This window comes from Epilithonimonas lactis (assembly GCF_900110605.1).
GTDB lineage: Bacteria > Bacteroidota > Bacteroidia > Flavobacteriales > Weeksellaceae > Epilithonimonas > Epilithonimonas lactis.
In genome coordinates this window covers 76,852-98,871 of the sequence record NZ_FOFI01000001.1, presented here as the reverse complement: position 1 = coordinate 98,871, position 22,020 = coordinate 76,852, and the positions used below count along the sequence as shown (strand labels likewise).

Sequence of the window (22,020 nt, the reverse complement as noted above, 5' to 3'; positions counted from 1 at the left end):
ATACAGATGGGAATGCAATTCATTTTGCGTTCTCATTTTTATTTTAAAAATCTTGTCCTCATAAAACTGTTAATTTTATTTAAAATTAATTTCCGTATCGAAAAAAAAATTAATTTTACAATAAGTGAAAGTTTAAAATTTAAATGACCGAAAAATCAACACAAATCCTTTTGGCATTAATTTTACTGCTTAAAAAACATAAATTAATTTAATCACTATGAGAAAAACAATTAAAATCGCTGCTCTTGCCCTGATGGTCTCAATGACGGCTGTTTCTTGTAAAAAGAAAGTCTCTGATGCAGAGTTGACATCACAGGCAACCACAACACTTACCGCTTACCCAGGAACTTCTGTGGAAGTGAAGGAAGGCAAAGCACACTTGAGCGGTGTTTTCGCAACCGAAGCTGACAAACAAGCTGCTATCGACGCTTTGAAAAAAGTAGAAGGTGTGAAAGATGTTCACGATATGGCAACTGTAGCTCCTGTAGCTGCGCCAGTAGAAGTAAACGTGGTGGACGCTGCGGTTCTAACAAAAGTAAACACAGCACTGAAAGACATCCCTGGCGTGAAAGCTGAAGATGTTGCAGGAACTTTGACATTGACAGGAACTACCACTGCTGCTAACGCAAGAAAAGTGAAAGAGTCTGTAGATGCTTTGAAAATTGGTAAATACGATAACAAAATAACAGTTAAATAATTATGAGCTTACAAGATAAATACGCAAGCGTAGTTTCTGCAGCTCAGTCTGCTGGACTTTCTGACCTTTCTGTACAAGAGCAGGATGGCGTTTTGTACATCACAGGAAAAGCGGCCAACAGCGCTTCAAAAGATTCAGTTTGGAATGCTTTAGGCGCTATCGACTCTTCTTATACGGCAACCGATATCAACATCGATGTTCAGGTTTCTGGATTGGCTGCTGGTGCGACTTTGACTGTTGCAACAGATGATTCTAACTTGAACATCCGTCAAGAGCCTTCAACTGACGCTTCTATTGTTGGAAAAGCTGCAAAAGGTGAAACCGTAACTTTGGTAGAGCAATCTTCCGATGACTGGTGGAAAATCAAAACAGCTGACGGCGAAGAAGGTTATGCTTATGCAAGATATTTGAAAGCTTAATTTTCAAAACGATTTAAAATCATATTAAAACCTCTGAATTTCAGGGGTTTTTTCTATTTTTAGCAATTGGCATTTAACATTGGTCTAATTTCCAATCTAACTTCTAACCATTAAAAACTATTGATGAGAAAATTCCTTTTCCTTTTGATTCTGATTTGCCTGAGGCTAAACGCCCAAACTTACAACGTAAGCGGAAAAGTGACCGACGACAATAACGCGCCATTGGAAAACGCGACGGTTTCAATCATCAAACAAAAAGATTCTTCCATCATCAATTTTACAGGAACCAATAAAAACGGGAATTTCAACTTTAAAGTTCCAACTCAAAACGAACCTTCATTTTTACAGATTACGGGCGATAAACTAAAAACTTATTCTAAAAAATTCGAGGTCATTAATAAAGATGAAGAACTTGGTAACATCAAATTAGTAAAAGATTTGGTAACGAGTATTGAAGAAGTTCAAATCACGGTTTCGCCTGTCAAAATCAAAAAAGATACGGTTGAATACACGGCTTCCTATCTGAAAGTAAAACCTGACGCAAAAATCGATGAATTATTAAAGGAAATTCCAGGCGTAGAAACCGATGAAGACGGAAAAATTACGATTAATGGAAAACCTGTGAATAAAATTCTTATCAACGGAAAACCATTTTTCAATAAGGACGGAACGATTGCTTTGCAGACTTTTCCTGCGGACATCATTAAGAAAATTCAATTCACAACGTCGAAAACAAGAGAAGAAGAATTCACCGGAAGAACGCCGAAATCTGACAGTATGACGGTCAACTTCAACATCGATGAAAAAAATAACAAGGGAAATCTCAGTAATCTGAGTCTGGGCTACGGAAGCAACAAACGTTATGAAGGCAATCTTTTTATGACGAGATTCCAGAAGAATAGAAATATTGCTTTGATTGCGGCTTCCAACAACATCAACACCACAGGATTTTCCGTCGATAGTTTTTTTGACAATGGTGGTACCAGAAGTAAAAACTCGGCAGTAAATGGCCGCGCTGTCAACAGCGGAATTATGCGAACTTCGATTATCGGAATCAATTACGCGGACAAAATCGGAGACAATCTGGATTTGGAAAAGCTCAGTCTGCAATACAACGACAGCAATCTGGAAACGTATTCCAAAACTTCGAGGACCACTTTTCTGCCGGATTATAAATTGGATAAAAACTCGGAGCGAAATGGGAATTCTGACACGCGGAAATTCAATGCGAATACGGACGCTAATCTTAAAATCGATTCTTTGACCAATGTTACGATTTCCGCCAATTTTGCGAACACTTCGGTTGATAATGTCAGCGACAGCAATACTTTTACACTTCGAGACGATGAGAATCTGAACAGCAGTAAAAGTTCTGTGAGGGGAAATTCTGAGAACAACAATTTCAGTCCAACGATTGGTTTGACAAGGCGATTCAAAAATGAAAGACGTTCGCTTTCGGCTTCCATCAATAATACGTTTGCGCAAAATGTGAACCGGAATTACAATCTTCAGGAAACTTTGTTTTTCCAAACGCCGGAAGATAATGATTACCGAAATCAGTTTTCTCAGACCAAAAATTCGAGAAATACATTCGGAGCGAACTTCAAATATTTTGAACCAATTTCTGACTCAGCGACAGTTTCTGTAGAAATGAATTTTGACCATCAGAATTTGAGCAACGAAAGAATTGTGAATGATTTTGACACTAATTCAAATGAATATTCAAATTACAATTCGCTGTTATCAAATACATTAATTCAAAATAATGATTTTCTGAATACTGAAATCAATTACAACCTCAACAAAGAAAAACTGACGTTCCGTGCTGGTGCGAATCTTAATTATTCGAAACTTGACCTCAATTCCATTTACAATCAGGAAAATATTCCACTCAAAAAGAATTTTGTGCTGCCAGAATATAGTTTGATGTTGCAATACAAATTCACGAAAAGCAAGAGTCTGAGAATTACAAACAATGCCAATTATACGATTCCATCGGCGATGGAACTGAATCCTTTTGTTGATATTTCAAATCCGCTAATCACCGTTCAGGGAAATAAAGATTTGAAAAGTACGTGGCAAAACTCGACGAATATTAATTATAATTCCAATGATGTTGCGAGAGGAATCAACTTTTTTGCGACGATGAATTTCAGTTATATCAATAATGACATTGTGGATTTTTCTTACTTTGATGAGTCCGGAAAACAGTTCAGCACATACGCGAACATCAGCGGAAACAAGCGTGCGAACTTCAACACGTCGTTTTCCAAAAGTTACAAATGGAACGGAAACCGATTGAGAATTGCACCGACTTTCTCCACAAGTTACAGCTACAGAAAAGGTTTTGTGGACGCGACACAATTCACGAATGATATTTACACGCTCTATCCAAGACTGAATGTTACGCTCAATTGGAAAGACATAATGGATGTTCGCTCGTCCTTCGGAATCAATTATTCTTACTCGCATTACACCAATTACAGCCTTGACAAAACGAAAATCGCCAACCAAACAGTCAACATCGGAACGACCAATTATTTCCTGAAGAAAGACCTTTTCTGGGAAAATGATTTCCGATACGCGAACAATTCCAACATTTCGGCAGGCTTCAACCGAGCGTCATATTTCTGGAATTCGAGTTTGACCTATCAGTTTTATAAGAAGCAGATGATGCTGAAATTCAAAGTTTATGATTTACTGAATCAGCGTCAAAATATCACGAGAACGATTGGCGATAATTATGTTGAAGATAAGGAAGAATTGATTTTGCGCCGTTATTTTATGTTGACTTTGATTTTTAAATTCAATAAAATCGGAGGAAGTAAATCTTAAAAAGTTTAAACCACATAGACACATAAGAACAAATTTGAAAAGGAAGTAATATTAAGTTCAAATAGCTATGTAATCTTAATATTATTTTTACTTACTTATATTTATGTGACTATGTGGTTTCAATCAATACAAAACCTCTTTCGTCAAAATACTTTCAATATTATCCGGATAATTGACCTCAATCAAATTCTCAGAATTAATCCAATTCCTGATTTTTGTTGAATCCAACTTGGTCGCATTCGCAACACCCATTTTGTCAAGCGCAAAAGCATTACATTCCTGTTCGTATTGATTTTCGATGGGAATTACGAATAATTTTTTGTCCATAAACATTGCTTCCGCCGGCGTTTCGAAACCAGCGTTGCAAAGAATGCCTTCACAAGATTCGAAAAGCTCAAGGTATTTTTTCTCATCAATCGGGAAAATCTCCACATTGTTGAACTTCTGATTTTGCTTGGCATATTTTGAAAACACTTTCCACTTGACATCAATTCTCGTCAGGAAATTAGTAATCACTTCATCCGAAAAACTCGGAAGATAAACCAAATAATGACCTTGATTTGATGGATTCAGATTTCGGATTTTTTGTCTTATGACCGGCTTTTTGATATGCGAATTGTAATTCTCGAAATGAAAACCGATTTTCTTTTTGCAAGGCACATAATTATTGAGAATCAAACTTCCCAACCAATCTCTTTTCTCAGGTTTCGGTGTTTCCTTAAAAGTCAAAGAAGCCTGATGACTTAGTTCCACAATTGGCAGATTTTTCAGTTTTGCCGCCCAACCTGTCAAAGGTTCAAAATCATTGATAATCAAATCATAAGCTGACAAATCCAAATCTTTGATAACCTTCGCCGCTTTGCAGAAATTGTTTTCCAAAAATGTCTTTTTATAAGACAAACCGCCGGTTTTGTTGTAAAGCAAAGACACACCTTTGAACCTGAAATCGATATCAAAATCTGACTTCAATTGTGTTTGATGTCCGCTAATCAAAGTGTCCACCAATGCGTGCTTTTTGAGAATCGGAATGATTTCCTGAGCTCTTGCGAGATGTCCATTTCCTGTGCCTTGGAAGGCGTATAATACTTTCATATTCCTTTGATTATTACATATTTGTGTTTTATTGATTTTGATTTTGATGAACACTTCGAGAGCCTCAGTGTGACAACTCTGATAATAGCAACACGAACTTGTCCGTCTGAGGTTCTCGAAGACTCATAAAATCGCTGTCACGATTTTCATCAATTCCTCACTATTTATTTCTTTTAATTCTTCTGGTTCATCGTCAGTTAAAGTATGCTTTTCATTTTCATAAACAAAAAGTTTCCATTCGCCATTTTGATATTCCAAAGCCGATAGATTTTCTACCCAATCTCCGGAATTCAAGTAAGTACATTTTCCTTTTTTGCCAATCACTTCTCGGATTTGAGGCTGATGAATGTGTCCGCAAATCACGTAATCGAAGTTATTTTCAATCGCCAGTTCCGAAGCAGTCAATTCAAAATCACCGATATATTTCACGGCTTTTTTGACATTATTTTTAATCTTCTTTGAGAATGAATATTTCTCCCTTCCCATTTTCTCAAGAAACCAATTCACGAGATTGTTGAACGCAATCAACAAATCATAACCTTGTCCGCCCAATTTCGCAATCCATTTCGAATGTTGAACCGATGCATCGAAAACATCACCGTGAAAAATCCACGCTTTCTTGTCGCCGAGTTTCAAAACGTGTTTGTTGCACAACTTCAATTTTCCCAATTCAAAATCTGTGAAGTTTCGGAACGCTTCATCGTGATTGCCTGTGATGTATAAAACTTCCGATTCCTTGGTTGCAAATGAGATTAATTTCTTGACCACTTTCAAATGTGATTTCGGGAAATATGATTTTTTGAATTGCCAAATATCAATGATGTCGCCATTCAGAATCAAAGTTTTTGGCCGAATGGAATTGAGATAGCGCAACAATTCCTTCGCCTTGCAACCGTAAGTTCCAAGATGCACATCGGAAATAATGACAATTTCGACATCTCTTTTCATATTTGGATTAAGGGCGATTTCATTCACAATCAGATTTATACAAAGAACGATTTCTAATTTTAACTGTGCGTGAATCGTATTTTATATTTATTGATGCGAAACGGATGAATTTCCTGAGTGTCTTAATATTAATTTAAAAAATAAGTGGATATTCTCTCAAAAATATTAGTTTTGTTCAGTTACAATTTACATTGAGTCTTGCGGTGCTGAGATTTGAACACAAAGCACACAAGGATTTTTTGAAATTGAAACTGCTTTACGGTCACAAAGTCGCTTCGCTTAAGATTGTTTGGTTGAAATCTTGGTGATTTTAACGCAAAGATGTTCGATTGCTGAAAACATTTTAGTGAGCAAAGATTTTGCTAAAGCAAATGATGAAGCGAGCGCTTAGAAAACGGATTTATTCGGTTCTTTGCTCTCTAAATCTTTAAGTTGAAAAAATAATCTTTGCGTTTAAGAAATTAAAAGTTATAATAAAAGTTATGAAAGGTCAGAATAAACTGTTTATCGCAATTATCGTCGCATTGATTTTGGGCGTTATTTTAGGAGGAATTGTCCACACCAGTTACCCCGAATCGAAAGAGGAATTCGCTAAGAATATCAAATTGCTGGGAACGGTTTTTATCCGATTAATTCAGATGATTATTGCGCCGTTGGTTTTCTCGACCTTGGTTGTGGGAATTGCGAAAATGGGCGACATCAAAATGGTGGGACGCGTTGGGACGAAGGCGATGCTTTGGTTTATCACGGCGTCTTTGGTTTCATTGTCGATTGGTTTGGTTTTGGTGAATTGGCTGGAGCCTGGCCACGTGACGCAACTTCCGATTCAGGATGTTTCGTCTGCCTCTGACATTGTGAGTAACAGCAAAGGATTTTCTATGGAAGACTTTGTGACGCACATCATTCCGAAAAGTTTGTTCGAAGCGTTTGCGACCAATGAGGTTCTTCAAATCGTGGTGTTTTCCGTAATGTTTGGGATTGCACTTTCTGCGATGGGTGAAGAATATACAAAACCCGTCATCAAAGGTCTGGACGTGATTGCCCACGCGATTTTGAAAATGGTAGGCTACATTATGTGGGTGGCGCCATTGGGTGTTTTCGGAGCGATTTCTGCCGTTGTGGCGACAAATGGTTTCGAGATTTTTAAAGTCTATGCCATTTACCTGAGAGATTTCTTTTTCGCGCTTGGCATTCTTTGGTTGGTACTTTTATTAGTTGGATATATGATTCTCGGTAACCGACTTTTCGAATTGTTGAGAAGAATCAAAGAGCCTTTGTTGATTGCATTTTCCACCACAAGTTCCGAAGCCGTTTTCCCGAAATTGGTAGAAGAGTTGGAAAGATTTGGTTGCAACAGCCGAATTGTTTCTTTCATCTTGCCTTTGGGATATTCCTTCAATCTGGACGGAAGTATGATGTATATGACCTTTGCCTCGATTTTCATTGCACAGATTTACGGCATCGATATGCCACTTGGACAACAAATCATAATGCTTTTGGTCTTGATGCTGACAAGTAAAGGAATTGCCGGCGTTCCAAGAGCGAGTCTCGTAATCATCGTGGCCGCGTGTGGAATGTTTGATATTCCGGTTGAGGGAATTGCGTTGATTTTACCAATCGACCACTTCTGCGATATGGGAAGAAGTATGACGAATGTTCTGGGTAATGCTTTGGCGACGTCTGCGGTGAGTAAGTGGGAAGGGCAATTGGAGAGTTAATGAACACAAGTATGAAGAATATCAAGAAATTACTATTTGCGTTAATATTTCTTTTCTCGTTTTCCAATTTAATTGCTGAAACCTGGAATGAACCTTGGCAAAAAGAAATTATACAAAAATCTGACAATTTTGTTTTCGGAAAAATAATAGAGAACAATGGTACAAATGTAAAAGTTCAAATCGTAAAAAGATTTGGAAATGAAACAATCCCAAGTGAAATAATAATTGACAATTATTTTCTTCTTGAGCTTATGAGTGGTTCAGGACAAATAATAACTACTGATTTAAAAAAAGAATCATCTTACTATTTATTTTTGAAGAGAAACAAAAATAACAATTACTCATTACCTACACCTACATCCGGTTTCGCCCTGCTTGACAATGAACAAGTCAGAGCAACTTACAGACACAGCTATCATCAAGCTTTGATTCCACAATCTATATATGAATTAACTTATGAAAATATCTGGAATTATTATAAAACGCGGAAATTTGATAAGGAAAAAATTACAAATTTTATAAATGAACAAATAAGCAAATCCCCAGCAGGATTTGAAGAAAATGAAATATCTTCATTCTATCTTCAACACTCAGCTTTGGAAACATCTTATCTTTTGGACTTGACTCCAGATGTAAAGCACATTTTAAAATTTGCCAAATCAGACAATTTTCATTCTAAAGTTTCTGCTCTACAACTTTTAGGTAATTATAAAACCAAAGAGAGCAATGATTTTTTAGTTTCAATTATTCTTGATAAAACCTCTTCAAATTTTGAAAAAGTAATTGGGATATGGTCTTTAAAAAAATCTGAAAGTAAAGAACATTTAGAAATTCTGAAGAAAAATATCTCTACGTTATCTGACAAAAGTGAAGGATTTGGAGGAAATATTATGGACCCCAGAGTCGGTACGCTATTTCCAAGTCCCAAAGAAGCAGTTGAAAGTTTATAAATGTTGATTAAATCTTCAACTTCCTCTGCTTCATTAAGCTTGATAGTTCTAATCTGTGTAATAATTATCAATTATAATATTTTAGACAATTACAATAATTCTGACGGCAAAACAAAAGCTTTTTATGACGCTGTAGTTTTTAGCAAATTTTCATTTAAATATTATCTGCTTATTTTTTCAATCGTCTCATTGATTTTAATTCGAGTAGGTTTTAGGAATAATGAAAAGATTTTAAGCTTGCGACTTTCAATCATTTTAGTAATCATTTCAACTGTATCTATATTTTTCAGCTTTTGGAAGTTATTCATTTAGGTAATGAAGAAACACTTCGACTCCGCTCAGTGTGACATCTTTAATATTAATTGGTTTATTCAGCATTGTCAGTCTGAGCGGAGTCGAAGACTTTCTATAAATAACAGTTTAGATTCTTTCAGAATGACAAAATTGTGTTTAAACGATGTAACAAATCAAAGGTCAGAATTGTCTTATGTTGTAAACCGATAACCAATGAAACAAATCTTCTTAATCCTATTCTTTTTAAATCTTTCATTTTTAGGATTTTGCCAAAAAACAGAGCAGACAAATTCAATCGACAATTACCTGAACGAAGTGATGAAAACTTATGAGATTCCAGGTTTGGCGGTTGGTGTTGTGAAGAACGATAAAATCATTTTTCAAAAATATTACGGCAGAGAAAACTTGGAGTCTGATAAAAACGTGGATTCGAATTCGCTTTTCAGGGTTTATTCTACAACGAAACTGATTACCAATGTTGCTATTTTCCAGTTAATTGAAAAAGGACAACTTTCGTTTGAAGACAAAATTTCGAAGTATGTTGACCATCTTCCAAAAGAATGGCAGGATGTGAAAATTAAGAATCTGTTGTCGCATTCATCTGGCATTCCGGATTTTGCCCGATATGAGGATATTTCTCCTGATGCTTCCAACGCTGAAGTTTTTGCAAGATTGGCAAAGGAAAAAATGGAATTCGAGACTGGAAATCAATTCAGTTATAATCAGACGAATTTTATGCTTTTAGCAATGATTATCGAAAAGATAAGCGGACAAAAGTTTGAAGATTATGTCTTGAAAAATCAACTTTCTGATGCCAAAAACAAAGTGATATTCTCCTCCAATTCTCTTGTGGAAATCCCGAATCGCGTTCAAAAATATGTTTTTAATGATTCTCTCAAACAGTACAAAAAATCGACGCACGTTGGCGGTTTGAGGTCACATCCCGGCAACGGATTGGCGATTTCGCTTCCTGATTTTCTGCAATGGAGCATTCATCTGGATAAAAACAAATTCCTGAAGGATGAGACGAAAAAGCTGATGTGGCAACCGTTTGATTACACCAACAAGCAAGATATTTTTGCTCACGGCTGGGAAATTACTAAAACTGGCAACGTCACGTCTTATGGTTTTTCCGGCGGAAACGTAAGTGCTTACAGTCTATTTACGGAGAATGATTTGTCTATCATTTTTATGTCAAATGGTTACAAATACAATTCTTTTCCGCCATTATATATTATAGTCAATCATATTGCAGGGTTGATTGATAAATATTTGGCCAATCCGTATTTATCCAGAGAAGAATCTGTTATTTCTGATTTAATTAATAAACCTGATGTCAAAAAGGAAATCTATGGTTATCGTATTGAGAATGACAAAGTGATTTTCACGTACAAAATTCCTAAAGATTTAAACGCCAAAGCGATAACAAAGATGGCTGTTGCTGGTTCATTCAATGATTGGAATCCTGGGAATACGGCTTATCAAATGGTTTTAAAGGACAACAATACATTTGAGTTGGCGTTGCCGAAATCTCAATTCGAAAGGAAAACGTATGAGTTTCGATTTGTGATGAACAAAAATGGCTGGCTCTCCACGCCTTACAGCGCACTCAACACCAATGGAAATTCTAATGATAATAATTTGACTTTGATGGTTGATTAATCTTTAGTGGAAACACTTCGACTCCGCTCAGTGTGACAATTTGATGCGAACGGTTCTATTTTCACGATTGTCAGTCTGAGGCTCTCGAAGACTTTATAAAACTCAAATTCCATTTTGTATAGATTCTTCGGAATAAGAAAATTTTTTTTAATTGACAAAACGTGATTTGGAGACAAAATCCCTAGCCCTGATGGCAGTGGAAATCCCACAGCAAGCGATGGGAAAAGCAAGGCGCGAGGAATTGTAGCGGACAGCAGGTTCCCGGCTACTGATGAGTTGGTGTGTGGGAGAGTTTGAGAGTTGATGAGTTCGTGAGTTCGTGAGTTGGTGAGTTTTTACGGTACACTTATTTCTCGAACACTAAAACGCTCCAACTCTCCCACCCAACACGCCTGCCAAAAATCATCAACATAGACAAAATCACAAATCGTATTGATTCTAAATTAATTTTAAAATCCGTAAATTTGCAAGATTAAGAATCAAATTTTTATGCTGACGAAATCAAAGGTTCAGGATTTCCTGAAAGAGATAGAAGTGGAAGACCTGGTAAGTAATTTTCAGGTGATGGGAGACGATATTTATATTGATATGACGGCGCATTCTCCGGCAATGCACGAGAAAAAGAAACTGGAGGTGGCTATGAAGCAGGCTTTTGCTTCGGAATTTGGAGAGCACGTGAATCTTAAATTGAAAATCACATCTCCGGAATTGCCTGCAACGCCGGTGACCAACGAAATCAAAGGAAAGCAAATTGCTGGAATTCAAAATATCATTGCCATCGCTTCCGGAAAAGGTGGCGTTGGGAAATCTACAGTTGCGGCGAACCTTGCGGTGACGTTGGCAAAAATGGGTTTCAAAGTTGGATTGCTGGATGCGGATATCTACGGACCATCGGTCCCGACAATGCTTGATACGGAAGGTCAAAAACCAATCTCTGTGGAAGTAAACGGTAGAAATCTGATGAAGCCAATTGAAAATTACGGCGTGAAAATGCTGTCTATCGGATATTTCTCAGGTGCAAACCAAGCGGTTGTCTGGAGAGGACCAATGGCTTCGAAAGCGTTGAATCAAATGATTCGTGATGCGGATTGGGGCGAACTGGATTTCTTGTTGATTGACCTTCCTCCGGGAACTGGCGACATTCATCTATCTATCATTCAGGAAGTTCCGGTGACTGGCGCGGTGATTGTGAGTACGCCTCAACACGTTGCTTTGGCGGATGTGAGAAAGGGAATCGCGATGTTCAATATGGAAAGTATCAACATTCCGGTTTTGGGATTGATAGAAAATATGGCTTATTTCACGCCAGAAGAGCTACCTGAGAATAAATATTATATCTTTGGCAAACAAGGTGCTCAGTTTATGGCCGAGGATTTGGGCATTCCGGTTTTGGGAGAGATTCCATTGATTCAGAGCATCAGAGAAGCGGGTGACGTCGGAAGACCAGCGGCGCTTCAGGAAAATTCTAAGATTTCTGAGATTTACGTGAAGACGGCTCAGAATATGGTAGAAAGTCTTGTTGAGAGAAACAAAAATCTACCTGCAACCGAAGCCGTGAAAATTACAACAATGGCGGGTTGTTCTCCGAAAAAATAATTCGGAGTCATTAAAAGGAAAATATATAAAATGGATAATAATACAAATCAAATTCAGGAAGAACTGGTAACCAAAGTGATGGATGCTTTGGAAAGCATTCGTCCGTTTTTGCAGAAAGACGGTGGCGATATTGAATTGGTTGACGTTCAGGAGAAGAAAGTGTTCGTAAAACTATTGGGAAGCTGTTCCAGCTGTGGTATCAGCAGTTCTACGATGAAGCTGGGTGTGGAAAGCACCATCAAGCAACACGCTCCGGAGATTGAAGAAGTCATCAGCGTTTAAAAATAAAAATCCCGACTCAGTTTTGAATCGGGATTTTTTTTATTCTACTATTTCAGCGTCCTGAATTTCGCGGTTGCCTTTTCTGAGTTGGCTTTCCCAAAGCAGGAATTTGTCCACTTCTTTCATCAGCATCGGAATGGCCAAAGCTAAGATTGCCAAATCATCCAAAGCACCTACAACAGGTACGAAATCCGGAATGATATCAATTGGCGAGATGACATAGATGAGTGCCAATGCGGGAATCAGGACATCGGTGAATTTCATTTTGTATTCGCCTCTGTACCACAATTTGAACATCCGAATCACAGAAGGAATCTTTTGTAGAAATCCTTTGTGTTTGATGGCCTCTTGAGCTAATTTTAATTTTGAATATTTCATTATTGTTTTTTGTGTTTGTTACTTTAACGGAGCAATATTTACAAATTCTATTCCAATCAATCCATAGAAAATTGTAATGTTTTGTTAATTAAATCATTAATGCTAAGTCAGTTTTTCCGTGAGTTTTGCAAATTGTTTCTCTGCATTTTTTCCTTCATAAAGAATATCATAAACGGCATTGATAATCGGCAATTTCAGCTTCTTTTCCTCGCAAATGGAGTAAATCCCTTTCGTTGCATAATAACCTTCCGCAACCATACTCATCGACTGGATGGCAGATTTCACCGTATAACCTTTACCAATTAAGTTTCCAAGGTTTCTATTTCTTGAGAATAATGAATAAGCGGTCACAATCAAATCGCCTAAATACGCGCTCTCATTCACATCTCTTTTCTCAGGATAAATGGACTCCAGGAAAATTTCCATTTCGCGAATGGCGTTGGAAACATAAACCGCAATGAAATTATCTCCGTAACCGAGACCGCTTGCAATCCCCGCTCCTATTGCGTAGATATTTTTCAGAATTGCAGAATATTCATTTCCGAGAATATCGCAACTCGTATTGACCTTAATATAATAAGACGACAAAATACTTTGCAAAACATCAGCGTCTTCTTTCCCTGCCACAGCAACGGTCAAATAAGACAATCGCTCCATCGCCACTTCCTCCGCGTGACAAGGTCCAGCAATCACCGCCTGATTTTTGAATCCGATTTTGAATTGGTCTTTTAGATAATGTGCAACGATGTCATTGTGCTTCGGAACAATCCCTTTGATGGCAGAACAGAATAATTTGTCCTGATAATCACAAGTCAGTTTCTCCATCGATTCTGCTAGATAGATGGACGGAACTGCCAAAATAATCACGTCACAATTGGAAACCAACTCGTTGATATCAGTTGTGATTTGAAGTTTTTTTAAGTTGAAGGAAACCGTTGTCAGGTAAGTTGGATTGTGTCCTCGCTGTTCTATGGCACCTTTCACGAATTCGTTTCGGACGCACCAGTTGACGGTTTTACAGTTTTCTGCAAGCATTTTTACAATGGCCGTCGCAAAACTTCCGCTTCCCAAAACGCCCACACGTACATTTTTAGATGATTTAGTCGATTTCTTAGTCATTCTTGATTTGCATTTTCATTTGTAAATATCTATAACTTTCCAAGATTACAAATCTAATGTAATTTGTGAATTTACCTAAATCTAAATTCCATTTTACAATATTTTAAGAATAATTAACTTTTATTAATCTATTTTACATTCATAATACCGATTAACATTGATAAAAATAAAATTTTCTTACTTTTGCAGTCCATTTTAAAAATAAATTAATGGTCCAATTTCTTAAATCGAAAAAGAAAAAAAACATAGTTCTTATCCTGCTATTGATTGCTTGCTTTGTTCAGGCTTTGATCATCGCCAAATTATACAATGGTGCCGACGATAAAGTTTACGAGGTCAACCTGGTGAAGATCAATAATGAGAAGGACAGCATCGATCACCTTCAGCTCAAAACGGATCTTGCAGTTGTAGACCAAAGCATCAGAAGCATCGATGGATTCTTGAAATCTAAAAATGTCTCAGACCTCAGAATTGAAAAACTAGCGCAAGACAGTCTTCAAAACGAGGTTTACCTTGCAAAGGTCAGCAACCGATACAGCCAATATCTGATCGACCTGGAACAAAAGTTACAGCAAGTTCCATTGGGAATCCCTACAGACGGCTACATCTCTTCGAATTTTGGAATCAGGAAAAATCCAATTCCACCGAAAGTTGACCCTTCAAAAACAGAAAACGCATCCAATATTTCCGAAGAAAAAGACAGCCTTGGAAATGTAATCAAAAGACAAGCGATTGTAAAAGAAGATAAAAATGCATCCAGCAACGCACCTGCCGAGAAAGACCAAATGCAGTTTCACAAAGGTCTGGACGTTGCGGTAGCTTACGGAAGTCCTGTAAAAGGTGCGGCATCTGGAAAAGTGATCTTCGCTGGCGTGAAAGGCGGTTATGGCAACTGTGTCATCATCGAACACGGCAATGGTTTGGCAACGCTTTACGGGCATCTTTCGGAGATATTAGTAGAAACCAATGATAGAGTAAAAGTTGGACAGATTATCGCAAAATCCGGCAATACCGGACGTTCTACAGGACCTCATCTTCATTATGAAGTTCATAAAAATAATCAGCCGATCAATCCGCGTTTGTTTTTGAATTTTTAAAATCATCAAATAATGAATTTTTTGAATTTGGAATATTTGAAAAATGGATCTGAGGTTCAGAAAAGAATATTTCAGGTTTTAGAAAACCATCAGATTTTTCAAAAACTTAAAACGTACAATCCGATTCTTGCGGGAACTTTTCCGATTGAAATTAATATTGAAGGAAGTGATCTTGATATTATTTTGGAAACAGATGATTTTGAAATTTTGAAGAAATTATTGATTATTGAATTTCAGGATCAAGAGCAATTCAGCATTAATTTGATTGAAATAAATGATGTAGAATCTCTGGTTTGCAAATTCCAACTGGAAGAATTTCTTGTAGAGCTATTTGCCCAAGACCGACCAACTCATCTTCAAAACGCTTATCTGCACATGATAAAGGAGTTTGAGATTTTGGAAAGGGAAGGTGATGAATTTCGAAGAAAAATTATTGAACTTAAAGAACAAGGTTTCAAAACCGAACCTGCATTCGCCAAATTGTTAGGGTTAAGCGGAGATCCTCACGTTGAACTTTTAAAATATTAGTCATAAAAAAAAGCGACCCAAATCTGGATCGCTTTTTTATTTATGATTGAGAATTGATTACTTTTTCAATTCTTCAAGAAACTCGTCGTGAGAGATCACAGTTTCTGTTTTCTTAGATTTTTCCAAGATCACATCTTTCAATTTTGCCATAGCAACTTCAGAAGAGATCTGTCTTACTTGGTTTTCGTCTTTCAACATTTCTGCTGCATATTTCTGAACCTCATCGTCACCCAAGTGGTGGATTCCGTAAATTGCCAATTGGTTTCTTACTAACTGCTCAGCTTGTCCAAGAACCTCAGCATAATCCAACTGGATATCATTATCGTTCATCAATTTTCCTTCTAGGATCTGACCTTTGATAATGCTTTTCTCGTTTTCAAGGATCTCTTTTGCTTGCTCTTCAGAAGTGATGTTTTGGTTAGAGAACAACAACCATTTGATCAAGAATGCCTCAGGTAATTTGATCTCTTCTTTCTCATTTACTTGCTGAAGGATCTTGTTTACGAAATGAACATCAGCATTTTGCTGGAAATATTCGTCCAATTCAGTTTTCACTCTTGCTTTCAATTCTTCTTCAGTAGTGATCACATCTTTACCGTAAACTTTGTCGAACAACTCTTGGTCAAGTTCAGCCAATTTCAATCCGTAGATATCTTTTACTGTCACTTCTACCTCGTTGTGGTGAAGGTGTTCTGCATCTTCTTTAGAGAATCCTAATTGAGTTGCCAATTCTTCTTTAGCTTGTAGGTCTTCTTTAGAAACATTTACAGACTCGTCTTTTTTCAATTTTTTCACCAAATCGTAAGCTTCTTTCTGATCTTTAGAAATCGTTACGTTTTTTGGAGCGTGGTTGTGCTCACCTTCTGCACCTTCTTCTACAACTTGAGCAATTTCCAAAGCTACGTAAGAATCTTTACCAATCTTATCTTCCGGCAATCTCTCTGCGAAACGCTTTTGCATGTTCTCAACACTTGTAGAGATTTCTTTGTCAGAAGCTTCTACTTTGTAATGAGGCGCTTCGTATTTAGCAAGATCAACAGTGAATTCCGGCTCGTATCCAACTTCAAAAGCTACAGACAAAGATTCTGCATTGTGATTGAAATCGTTTACTGGCTGAGGAACTGGCTGACCTACCAATCTAAGTTTGTTCTCACTTAAATAACCGTTCAACGCTTCAGAAACCTGTTTGTTGATCTCTTCGAAAGCGATGCCAGCTTCATATTGTTTTTTAACCATACTCAATGGCACTTTCCCTTTTCTGAATCCAGGAACTTGTGCATTCTTTGCATAGTTTAGTAGTTGTTTTTCAACTTTTTCTTTATAATCAGATTTTTCCAATGTTACCGTAAGCAATGCACTTACATCGTCATGGTTTGTAGCTGTAACGTTCATTAATTGAAATTTTTAGGTTGCAAAAGTAGTCAAATTCTAAGGAACTTCAAAATTAAATGCACGTGCGGCTTTTATAAAAAATCATAAAGTTTCATTAAAAAAATAAAGATGCCTTAGAAAAGACATCTTTATTTAAATATATCGATCAAAAAATCAGATTAATGACCAGTCACTGTAATGTCAACATCACTTTCACCACCAGTAGTTTGTCCTAATTGATTGGTTGCAGAAGGATAGTTTTGATTTACAGAAGTTGGTCCGTGCACCAATTTGATGTTTACCGCAGCATCGGAAACACTGTTGATCTTCCATTCTGTCTTAAGTCCTAGCTTTTGTCCGTCTGTTCTTACAACATCATCTGCAGCTCTGATCACATTGATATCCGCACCTGCAATGGCGTAAGTAATGAAGTGGTGGTCTTTCTCTTCCACAATCTCTTCAGAAGAATGGTAATGGTCCTCATGTGCCACCTGGAAGTCCAAAGTTGCAACATAAGTATCACCCTGATGAAAATGGAAATGACCATCTGGAACACCACCAATCACATTGACAGTCTGCACATCGCTGGCATCTGCTTTATTGGTAAGCGTCAAGATAACTTTACCAATCTCCTCGTGCTCGTGGATATCTTCTGGAATGGCATCGTCGTCATTTCTACAAGAAAAGATGAAAATTGAAACTAAAAGGACTAATGTAATATTGATGAATTTTTTCATTTTGATTTAAAATTTAAGTTGTTATTAAAAATTGTATTTCAGAGTCACGACGAAGTTCCTTCCGGGTTCGTTCATAAAATATCGGAGTCTGTTCAGATATTCTCGGTACTCTGTGTTAAAAAGGTTGTTGACCCTGAAATTAAGATTCAGGTTTTTGAACAGGTCTGCTCCTACAGAAGCATTGAAAACACTGTAAGCTGCAGGTGTGGAACTGAAATCGACCACATCACTGATCAACTCACCATCATCATTAATGAATGTGATTGGCGGATTTCTGATTGGAAAACGATTTTGTTTGAAAGCATTTTCGTTTTCCAGTGTGATGTAGAAATTTTTTGGTTTGTTTAAATTAAGTTCCAGTGTGTTTCTCAGTTTTGTTGGCATCATGAGGATCAAAGGTTCGTTGGTAGAAAGGTCGTCACCTTTCAAAATGCTGAAGTTAGACCTCCATTTCAGATTGTCCAAAATTGAAAGTTCGGCATCCGCATCCACACCCATGATCCTCGCTTTGATCTGTTGATAGGTCCATACCGGGAAAGTTCCCCTGTTTGTATATTTCACGCCGGTCGGAACTTGATTTATGAAACTATCAGAATACATCAAATAAGGACTGACCTCGATATGCAAACCTTTTAGAACATCGAATTTTCCAGCCAAAGAAACATTCAAATTATAGATCGTTTCTTTTTTGATGGTAAGATCGCCCTCTTCAATGATCGCAGCAGAATGATGCAGTCCGTCAGAGAAAAGCTCCGCCGCATTTGGCGTTCTTTCTGTCCTAGACAGGTTGATCCGGAAATCGTAGTTCTCTGTAGGTTTGTAATCTATTCCGATATTTGCAGACAGGTTATGATAATCCAAAATTGGTCTCGTCAAAGTCCTGCTGCCAGATTCCTGCACAAAGAATTGTGGAAATATTGCGGCAAAATTACTTTCCCACTTATCAGAATCATAATATTTGTAGGCATCATATCGACTGAAATCGTATCTCACAGCTGCTTCCGCATTCAACTTCGAATTAAATCGATATTTGAAAACGGAAAACGCACCAGCATCATACCTATAATAATCTGGTATCAAGCGCCTTGCCTGAGTTGCCGGATTCGGATAATTGTCCTGAAATGCGGCAGAGATTCCACTTTCCAAACTCCAGTTGGAGCGCTCCAGCAAATGAACCAAACTCGCCGAATGAGTAATAAGTCTCAAATCCAGTGATTGAATATTGGCCAGGTCACCTTTTCTGATGTCATATTCCTTTCTTCGGTTGATCTGGAAACTGTATTGAAAAGTCAATTTCCCAAAATCTTCAAATCGTCTATAAGCAGACAACTTCGCGATGTGATGGCTCACTTCCTGTTTTGGCTGATCGATATCATAACTGAACTGGTCCAAATAGTAAGGCTGTCCAAAATTGATCGCTTTGTAAAAATCCTGAAGACTCGACAAATGCGAACCTTTGTAGATCCCGAATTCCTGATTTGTGCCACTGTACGAAACATCAAAACCTTGCAAGAAACTGTGTTTCCCAAACGAGAAATTGAAGGAATTGAAGTCCATTCCTGTGTTCTGCAACGTGTGATGCGGAACATATTGGTCGCCCGTTTTTCTGTAACTCCCGCCAGCTTTTACAAACCATTGGTTTTCCCAAACTTTCGCGACGTTTGCACCAAGCTCGCCTCCTCTACCGTTGGAAATGCCAGAAAGCCGTACACTTCCCATCACTGTATCTTTCTTTGGTAAAATGGCCGGTTCTAGGACGACGACACCGCCGACACCTTCGTTCCCATATTTCAAAGCGGAAGCGCCTTTCACCACGTCAACGTGTTCGAAATCGTTGACATCCACATTTGGCGCGTGCTCTACGCCCCATTCCTGCTCGGCCATTTTCACACCGTTGTTCAAGATGGAAATTCGGCTTCCGTACAGACCACGAATGACAGGCTTTGAAATGTTATTACCAGTCTTCAAAGCGGTAACGCCAGAAATTTTCGATAAAAGATTTCCAAGGTTTTCTGTGGAGTTTCTTTCGATTTCGGTTTTGTCTAGCGTTTTCATGATCACAGAACCTTTTGTCTTGTGATTTCCGTGAAGATTTACGGTTTCTATTTCTCCGATATGATGTTCCAATGTGATTGCCAAATGCACATCTCTGTCGACTTTTACATTTTCAGTATAATCATCGCAGAGAGGATGCTTCGCAACGACCTGATATGAACCTGCGGGAATGTCTCGGAAAGAAAACTTCCCTTTTTTATCTGTTTTCGCCGTGAATGCTCCGATTTTGACAACGGCATTTTCCAGCATTGTCTTATCGTGAAAATCCTGAACCGTTCCTTCCACAGAATGGTTCTGCGCAGATACCAATGCCAGCCCGAAAAAGACCAGCATCAGATTTATAATGTTTTTCATTTTAAATTGATAAAGTAAAAAGTACGGTGTACCTATTGAAAATTTTGAATTAATCAGGGACTGTCTTTGGAACAGCGAATTGCTCGCAACCCGGCTTGAGCGGAAATCCTTTTTGCATTGGGAAAAGCCTAGGCAAAAAGATTGACTTCGTCGAACCACTTCGTTAGGTTTGGGAGCGGAAGACGGAATAGTTGCCATAAAAAAACATTACATATCGGAGCTTAGCACGTCAATGTCTTGGTTGATTATATTCTATCAGTATTTCAAGAATAACCGATTCGCCGAGGCTCCGCCTCTTTACAATCTTTTGGTTTTCAAATACGTTCGAATTCTATCAATTGTTCGAGACACTGTCTCTTGCCGAAAAACTTGTTTAATTAATTCAAGAAAAATCTCTCAAAAATCCTGATGAATATTGAGAAAAATGAAATTTATGAAATGGCGGGTGGACCGCGAAGTTGAAAAGTGAATTTGGTCGCTGACCATATTTTTTCCTGTACAGAGAAAGTTTGTTGTGTCTCGTGTGTGTGGTTCTCAAAATGGAAAGAAAACTGCTCCGGAACCAAAGAATTGCCCGTTGCCAAGAAATGACAAGCCAGACAATCGCCGGATTGACCTTTTGAAATGTCGGATGAAAAAGTTTTCTCTGTCTTTTTGAAACCAGAATCTCTGAAGAAAGATTCGCCTTCGTGGCTATGCAATTGGGAAGAAAACAAAGCCACAAAAAGATACAGCCCGGCGAAAAATACCGAAATGAAATTTTTGAAAGTTTTACTTCTCCTGTTCAACATAGCCACAAAGGTAGAACTTTTTGGTATTTTAATTATTATGTTAAATCAAAATTATTTTTCTTCTTCGAAATACAATCTGTAATATTTCCCTTTGTCGTCTTGTCCGGTTTCCAGTTTGTCTCGGTCGCCGTGGATGTAGATGTGGAAATTTTTATCGAGCTTGATGATGGATTTGAAATGTCTTTGCTGCTTCTTAACCGCTTGATTGTTAATCGGAAAATCTTCTGAAATCGAGATTTGCATATCGTTCTCATAATCGGATTTGAAGTTGGAAAAACTTTCTATCACTGTGTCGTCCTGCAACACTTCCTTCACAAAATCATCGTATTTGAACTCTTCTTTTTCTTTGAAGAAATTAATGGATTTGTTAAGAAAATCCGCCTGGTCTGCTTTTGAAACCTCAAATTCCTCAGGCAATTTCTGCGTGATGAAATCTTTGTAAACGGACAAAGTTTCCTGCGTGTGGAAATACTCGTTGTCGCGTTGTTTCACTTTCAAGAAATCCTCGAACCAATAGTAGATGTCACCGTTTTTGTTGTTGTCTATGACGGACAGAACGTAGCCACTTTCTTTTTCGCTGTTATAAATCAAAGCCGCTTTATCGATTTTTGACAGGCTAATTCCGAAATCTCTTTCGATTTCAAAAGATTCGTCCTGAGGATTGATTTTCAGGAAACCTTCTCTTTTCTCGGTTTTGAAAATCCCGATAGAATCCGTTTTTTCACTTTTCCCATCTGCGGACTCAAAAACTTCGCCTTCAAAATAAACAACGAACAGTTCGCCTGCCTGAACTCTCGGATTTTCTGCTGCTTCGTAAAGATGTTTGGCAATGTTTTCAGATTCCCACTGGAACTTGGCTTTGTCTTCAAAAATCTCGGAAACAGAACTGTAAACCGGATTGTTGACCAAATAAGAATCGCTGTAGAACTGAAATTGCTCCTCAGATTTGAAAGCATTGATGAAGTAATTCCCCAGCAATTCTGTCATATCCTCATCCAGCTGAAGCTCCTGCTGAGAAAGCGTTAAAGATTCTCCATTGATTTTATTCCCGACTCTGTGAACTGTGATTTTTGAAAACATTTTTTTATCTTTTGAGT

Annotated in this window: 19 protein-coding genes; 10 read left to right on the top strand and 9 right to left on the bottom strand. The window is 37.7% G+C overall.

Annotated elements, in window-relative coordinates; all coding sequences use genetic code 11:
* Positions 1 to 217 precede the first annotated feature (217 nt).
* The 3 genes from BMW39_RS00435 (at position 218) to BMW39_RS00425 (ending at position 3,951) form a co-directional block, all read left to right on the top strand.
* Positions 218 to 697, top strand: a complete 480-nt coding sequence (locus BMW39_RS00435; protein WP_034976341.1) for a BON domain-containing protein — start codon at positions 218 to 220, stop codon at positions 695 to 697.
* A gap of 2 nt (positions 698 to 699) precedes the next feature.
* Positions 700 to 1,116: an SH3 domain-containing protein gene (locus BMW39_RS00430; protein WP_034976339.1), complete on the top strand. Its 417-nt coding sequence runs from the start codon at positions 700 to 702 to the stop codon at positions 1,114 to 1,116.
* Between the two features lie 123 nt (positions 1,117 to 1,239).
* Entirely contained in the window at positions 1,240 to 3,951 is a 2,712-nt protein-coding gene (locus BMW39_RS00425; protein WP_034976336.1) for a TonB-dependent receptor, read from the top strand.
* A 123-nt stretch (positions 3,952 to 4,074) separates the two neighbouring features.
* Here BMW39_RS00425 and BMW39_RS00420 read toward each other — a convergent pair whose 3' ends face one another.
* Positions 4,075 to 5,043, bottom strand: coding sequence for a glycosyltransferase family protein (locus tag BMW39_RS00420; RefSeq protein ID WP_034977744.1), 969 nt, complete (start codon positions 5,041 to 5,043; stop codon positions 4,075 to 4,077).
* A gap of 123 nt (positions 5,044 to 5,166) precedes the next feature.
* The gene (locus BMW39_RS00415; protein ID WP_034977742.1) at positions 5,167 to 5,991 is read right to left on the bottom strand and encodes a UDP-2,3-diacylglucosamine diphosphatase; all 825 of its coding nucleotides are present in this window, start codon (positions 5,989 to 5,991) and stop codon (positions 5,167 to 5,169) included.
* 482 nt (positions 5,992 to 6,473) lie between these two features.
* Here BMW39_RS00415 and BMW39_RS00410 point away from each other — a divergent pair, with 482 nt between their 5' ends.
* The 5 genes from BMW39_RS00410 to BMW39_RS00390 all read left to right on the top strand — a co-directional run bounded on the left by BMW39_RS00410 (position 6,474) and on the right by BMW39_RS00390 (position 12,493).
* Complete coding sequence (locus tag BMW39_RS00410; RefSeq protein WP_034976332.1) at positions 6,474 to 7,709, top strand: dicarboxylate/amino acid:cation symporter; 1,236 nt, start codon at positions 6,474 to 6,476, stop codon at positions 7,707 to 7,709.
* 11 nt (positions 7,710 to 7,720) lie between these two features.
* Entirely contained in the window at positions 7,721 to 8,659 is a 939-nt protein-coding gene (locus tag BMW39_RS00405) for a hypothetical protein (protein ID WP_131474324.1), read from the top strand.
* Positions 8,660 to 9,166: 507 nt separating this feature from the next.
* Positions 9,167 to 10,615: a serine hydrolase gene (locus tag BMW39_RS00400; protein WP_051879956.1), complete on the top strand. Its 1,449-nt coding sequence runs from the start codon at positions 9,167 to 9,169 to the stop codon at positions 10,613 to 10,615.
* Positions 10,616 to 11,104: 489 nt separating this feature from the next.
* Positions 11,105 to 12,211: an Mrp/NBP35 family ATP-binding protein gene (locus tag BMW39_RS00395; RefSeq protein ID WP_034976324.1), complete on the top strand. Its 1,107-nt coding sequence runs from the start codon at positions 11,105 to 11,107 to the stop codon at positions 12,209 to 12,211.
* Between the two features lie 30 nt (positions 12,212 to 12,241).
* The gene (locus tag BMW39_RS00390; RefSeq protein ID WP_034969612.1) at positions 12,242 to 12,493 is read left to right on the top strand and encodes a NifU family protein; all 252 of its coding nucleotides are present in this window, start codon (positions 12,242 to 12,244) and stop codon (positions 12,491 to 12,493) included.
* Between the two features lie 39 nt (positions 12,494 to 12,532).
* Here BMW39_RS00390 and BMW39_RS00385 read toward each other — a convergent pair whose 3' ends face one another.
* A complete protein-coding gene (locus BMW39_RS00385; RefSeq protein ID WP_034969609.1) occupies positions 12,533 to 12,871 on the bottom strand; it encodes a YkvA family protein in 339 nt (112 codons plus the stop codon).
* 102 nt (positions 12,872 to 12,973) lie between these two features.
* Positions 12,974 to 13,990, bottom strand: a complete 1,017-nt coding sequence (locus tag BMW39_RS00380; RefSeq protein ID WP_034976322.1) for an NAD(P)H-dependent glycerol-3-phosphate dehydrogenase — start codon at positions 13,988 to 13,990, stop codon at positions 12,974 to 12,976.
* Positions 13,991 to 14,199: 209 nt separating this feature from the next.
* Here BMW39_RS00380 and BMW39_RS00375 point away from each other — a divergent pair, with 209 nt between their 5' ends.
* On the top strand, positions 14,200 to 15,087 hold the full coding sequence (locus BMW39_RS00375; protein ID WP_034976320.1) for a M23 family metallopeptidase: 888 nt from the start codon (positions 14,200 to 14,202) through the stop codon (positions 15,085 to 15,087).
* Between the two features lie 12 nt (positions 15,088 to 15,099).
* Positions 15,100 to 15,615 carry a DUF4269 domain-containing protein gene (locus tag BMW39_RS00370; protein ID WP_034976317.1) on the top strand — a complete coding sequence of 172 codons (516 nt, stop codon included), beginning with the start codon at positions 15,100 to 15,102 and terminating at the stop codon, positions 15,613 to 15,615.
* 57 nt (positions 15,616 to 15,672) lie between these two features.
* On the opposite strand, the gene BMW39_RS00365 is transcribed toward BMW39_RS00370, so the two are convergent.
* The 5 genes from BMW39_RS00365 to BMW39_RS00345 all read right to left on the bottom strand — a co-directional run bounded on the left by BMW39_RS00365 (position 15,673) and on the right by BMW39_RS00345 (position 22,003).
* Positions 15,673 to 17,007, bottom strand: coding sequence for a trigger factor (locus tag BMW39_RS00365; protein WP_034976314.1), 1,335 nt, complete (start codon positions 17,005 to 17,007; stop codon positions 15,673 to 15,675).
* 158 nt (positions 17,008 to 17,165) lie between these two features.
* Positions 17,166 to 17,723, bottom strand: a complete 558-nt coding sequence (locus BMW39_RS00360) for a hypothetical protein (protein ID WP_034976310.1) — start codon at positions 17,721 to 17,723, stop codon at positions 17,166 to 17,168.
* Between the two features lie 24 nt (positions 17,724 to 17,747).
* Positions 17,748 to 20,132, bottom strand: coding sequence for a TonB-dependent receptor (locus BMW39_RS00355; protein ID WP_175459316.1), 2,385 nt, complete (start codon positions 20,130 to 20,132; stop codon positions 17,748 to 17,750).
* Between the two features lie 431 nt (positions 20,133 to 20,563).
* Positions 20,564 to 20,923: a hypothetical protein gene (locus BMW39_RS00350; protein ID WP_034976309.1), complete on the bottom strand. Its 360-nt coding sequence runs from the start codon at positions 20,921 to 20,923 to the stop codon at positions 20,564 to 20,566.
* A 51-nt stretch (positions 20,924 to 20,974) separates the two neighbouring features.
* Positions 20,975 to 22,003, bottom strand: a complete 1,029-nt coding sequence (locus BMW39_RS00345) for a nucleoid-associated protein (protein ID WP_034977733.1) — start codon at positions 22,001 to 22,003, stop codon at positions 20,975 to 20,977.
* Positions 22,004 to 22,020: the final 17 nt, after the last annotated feature.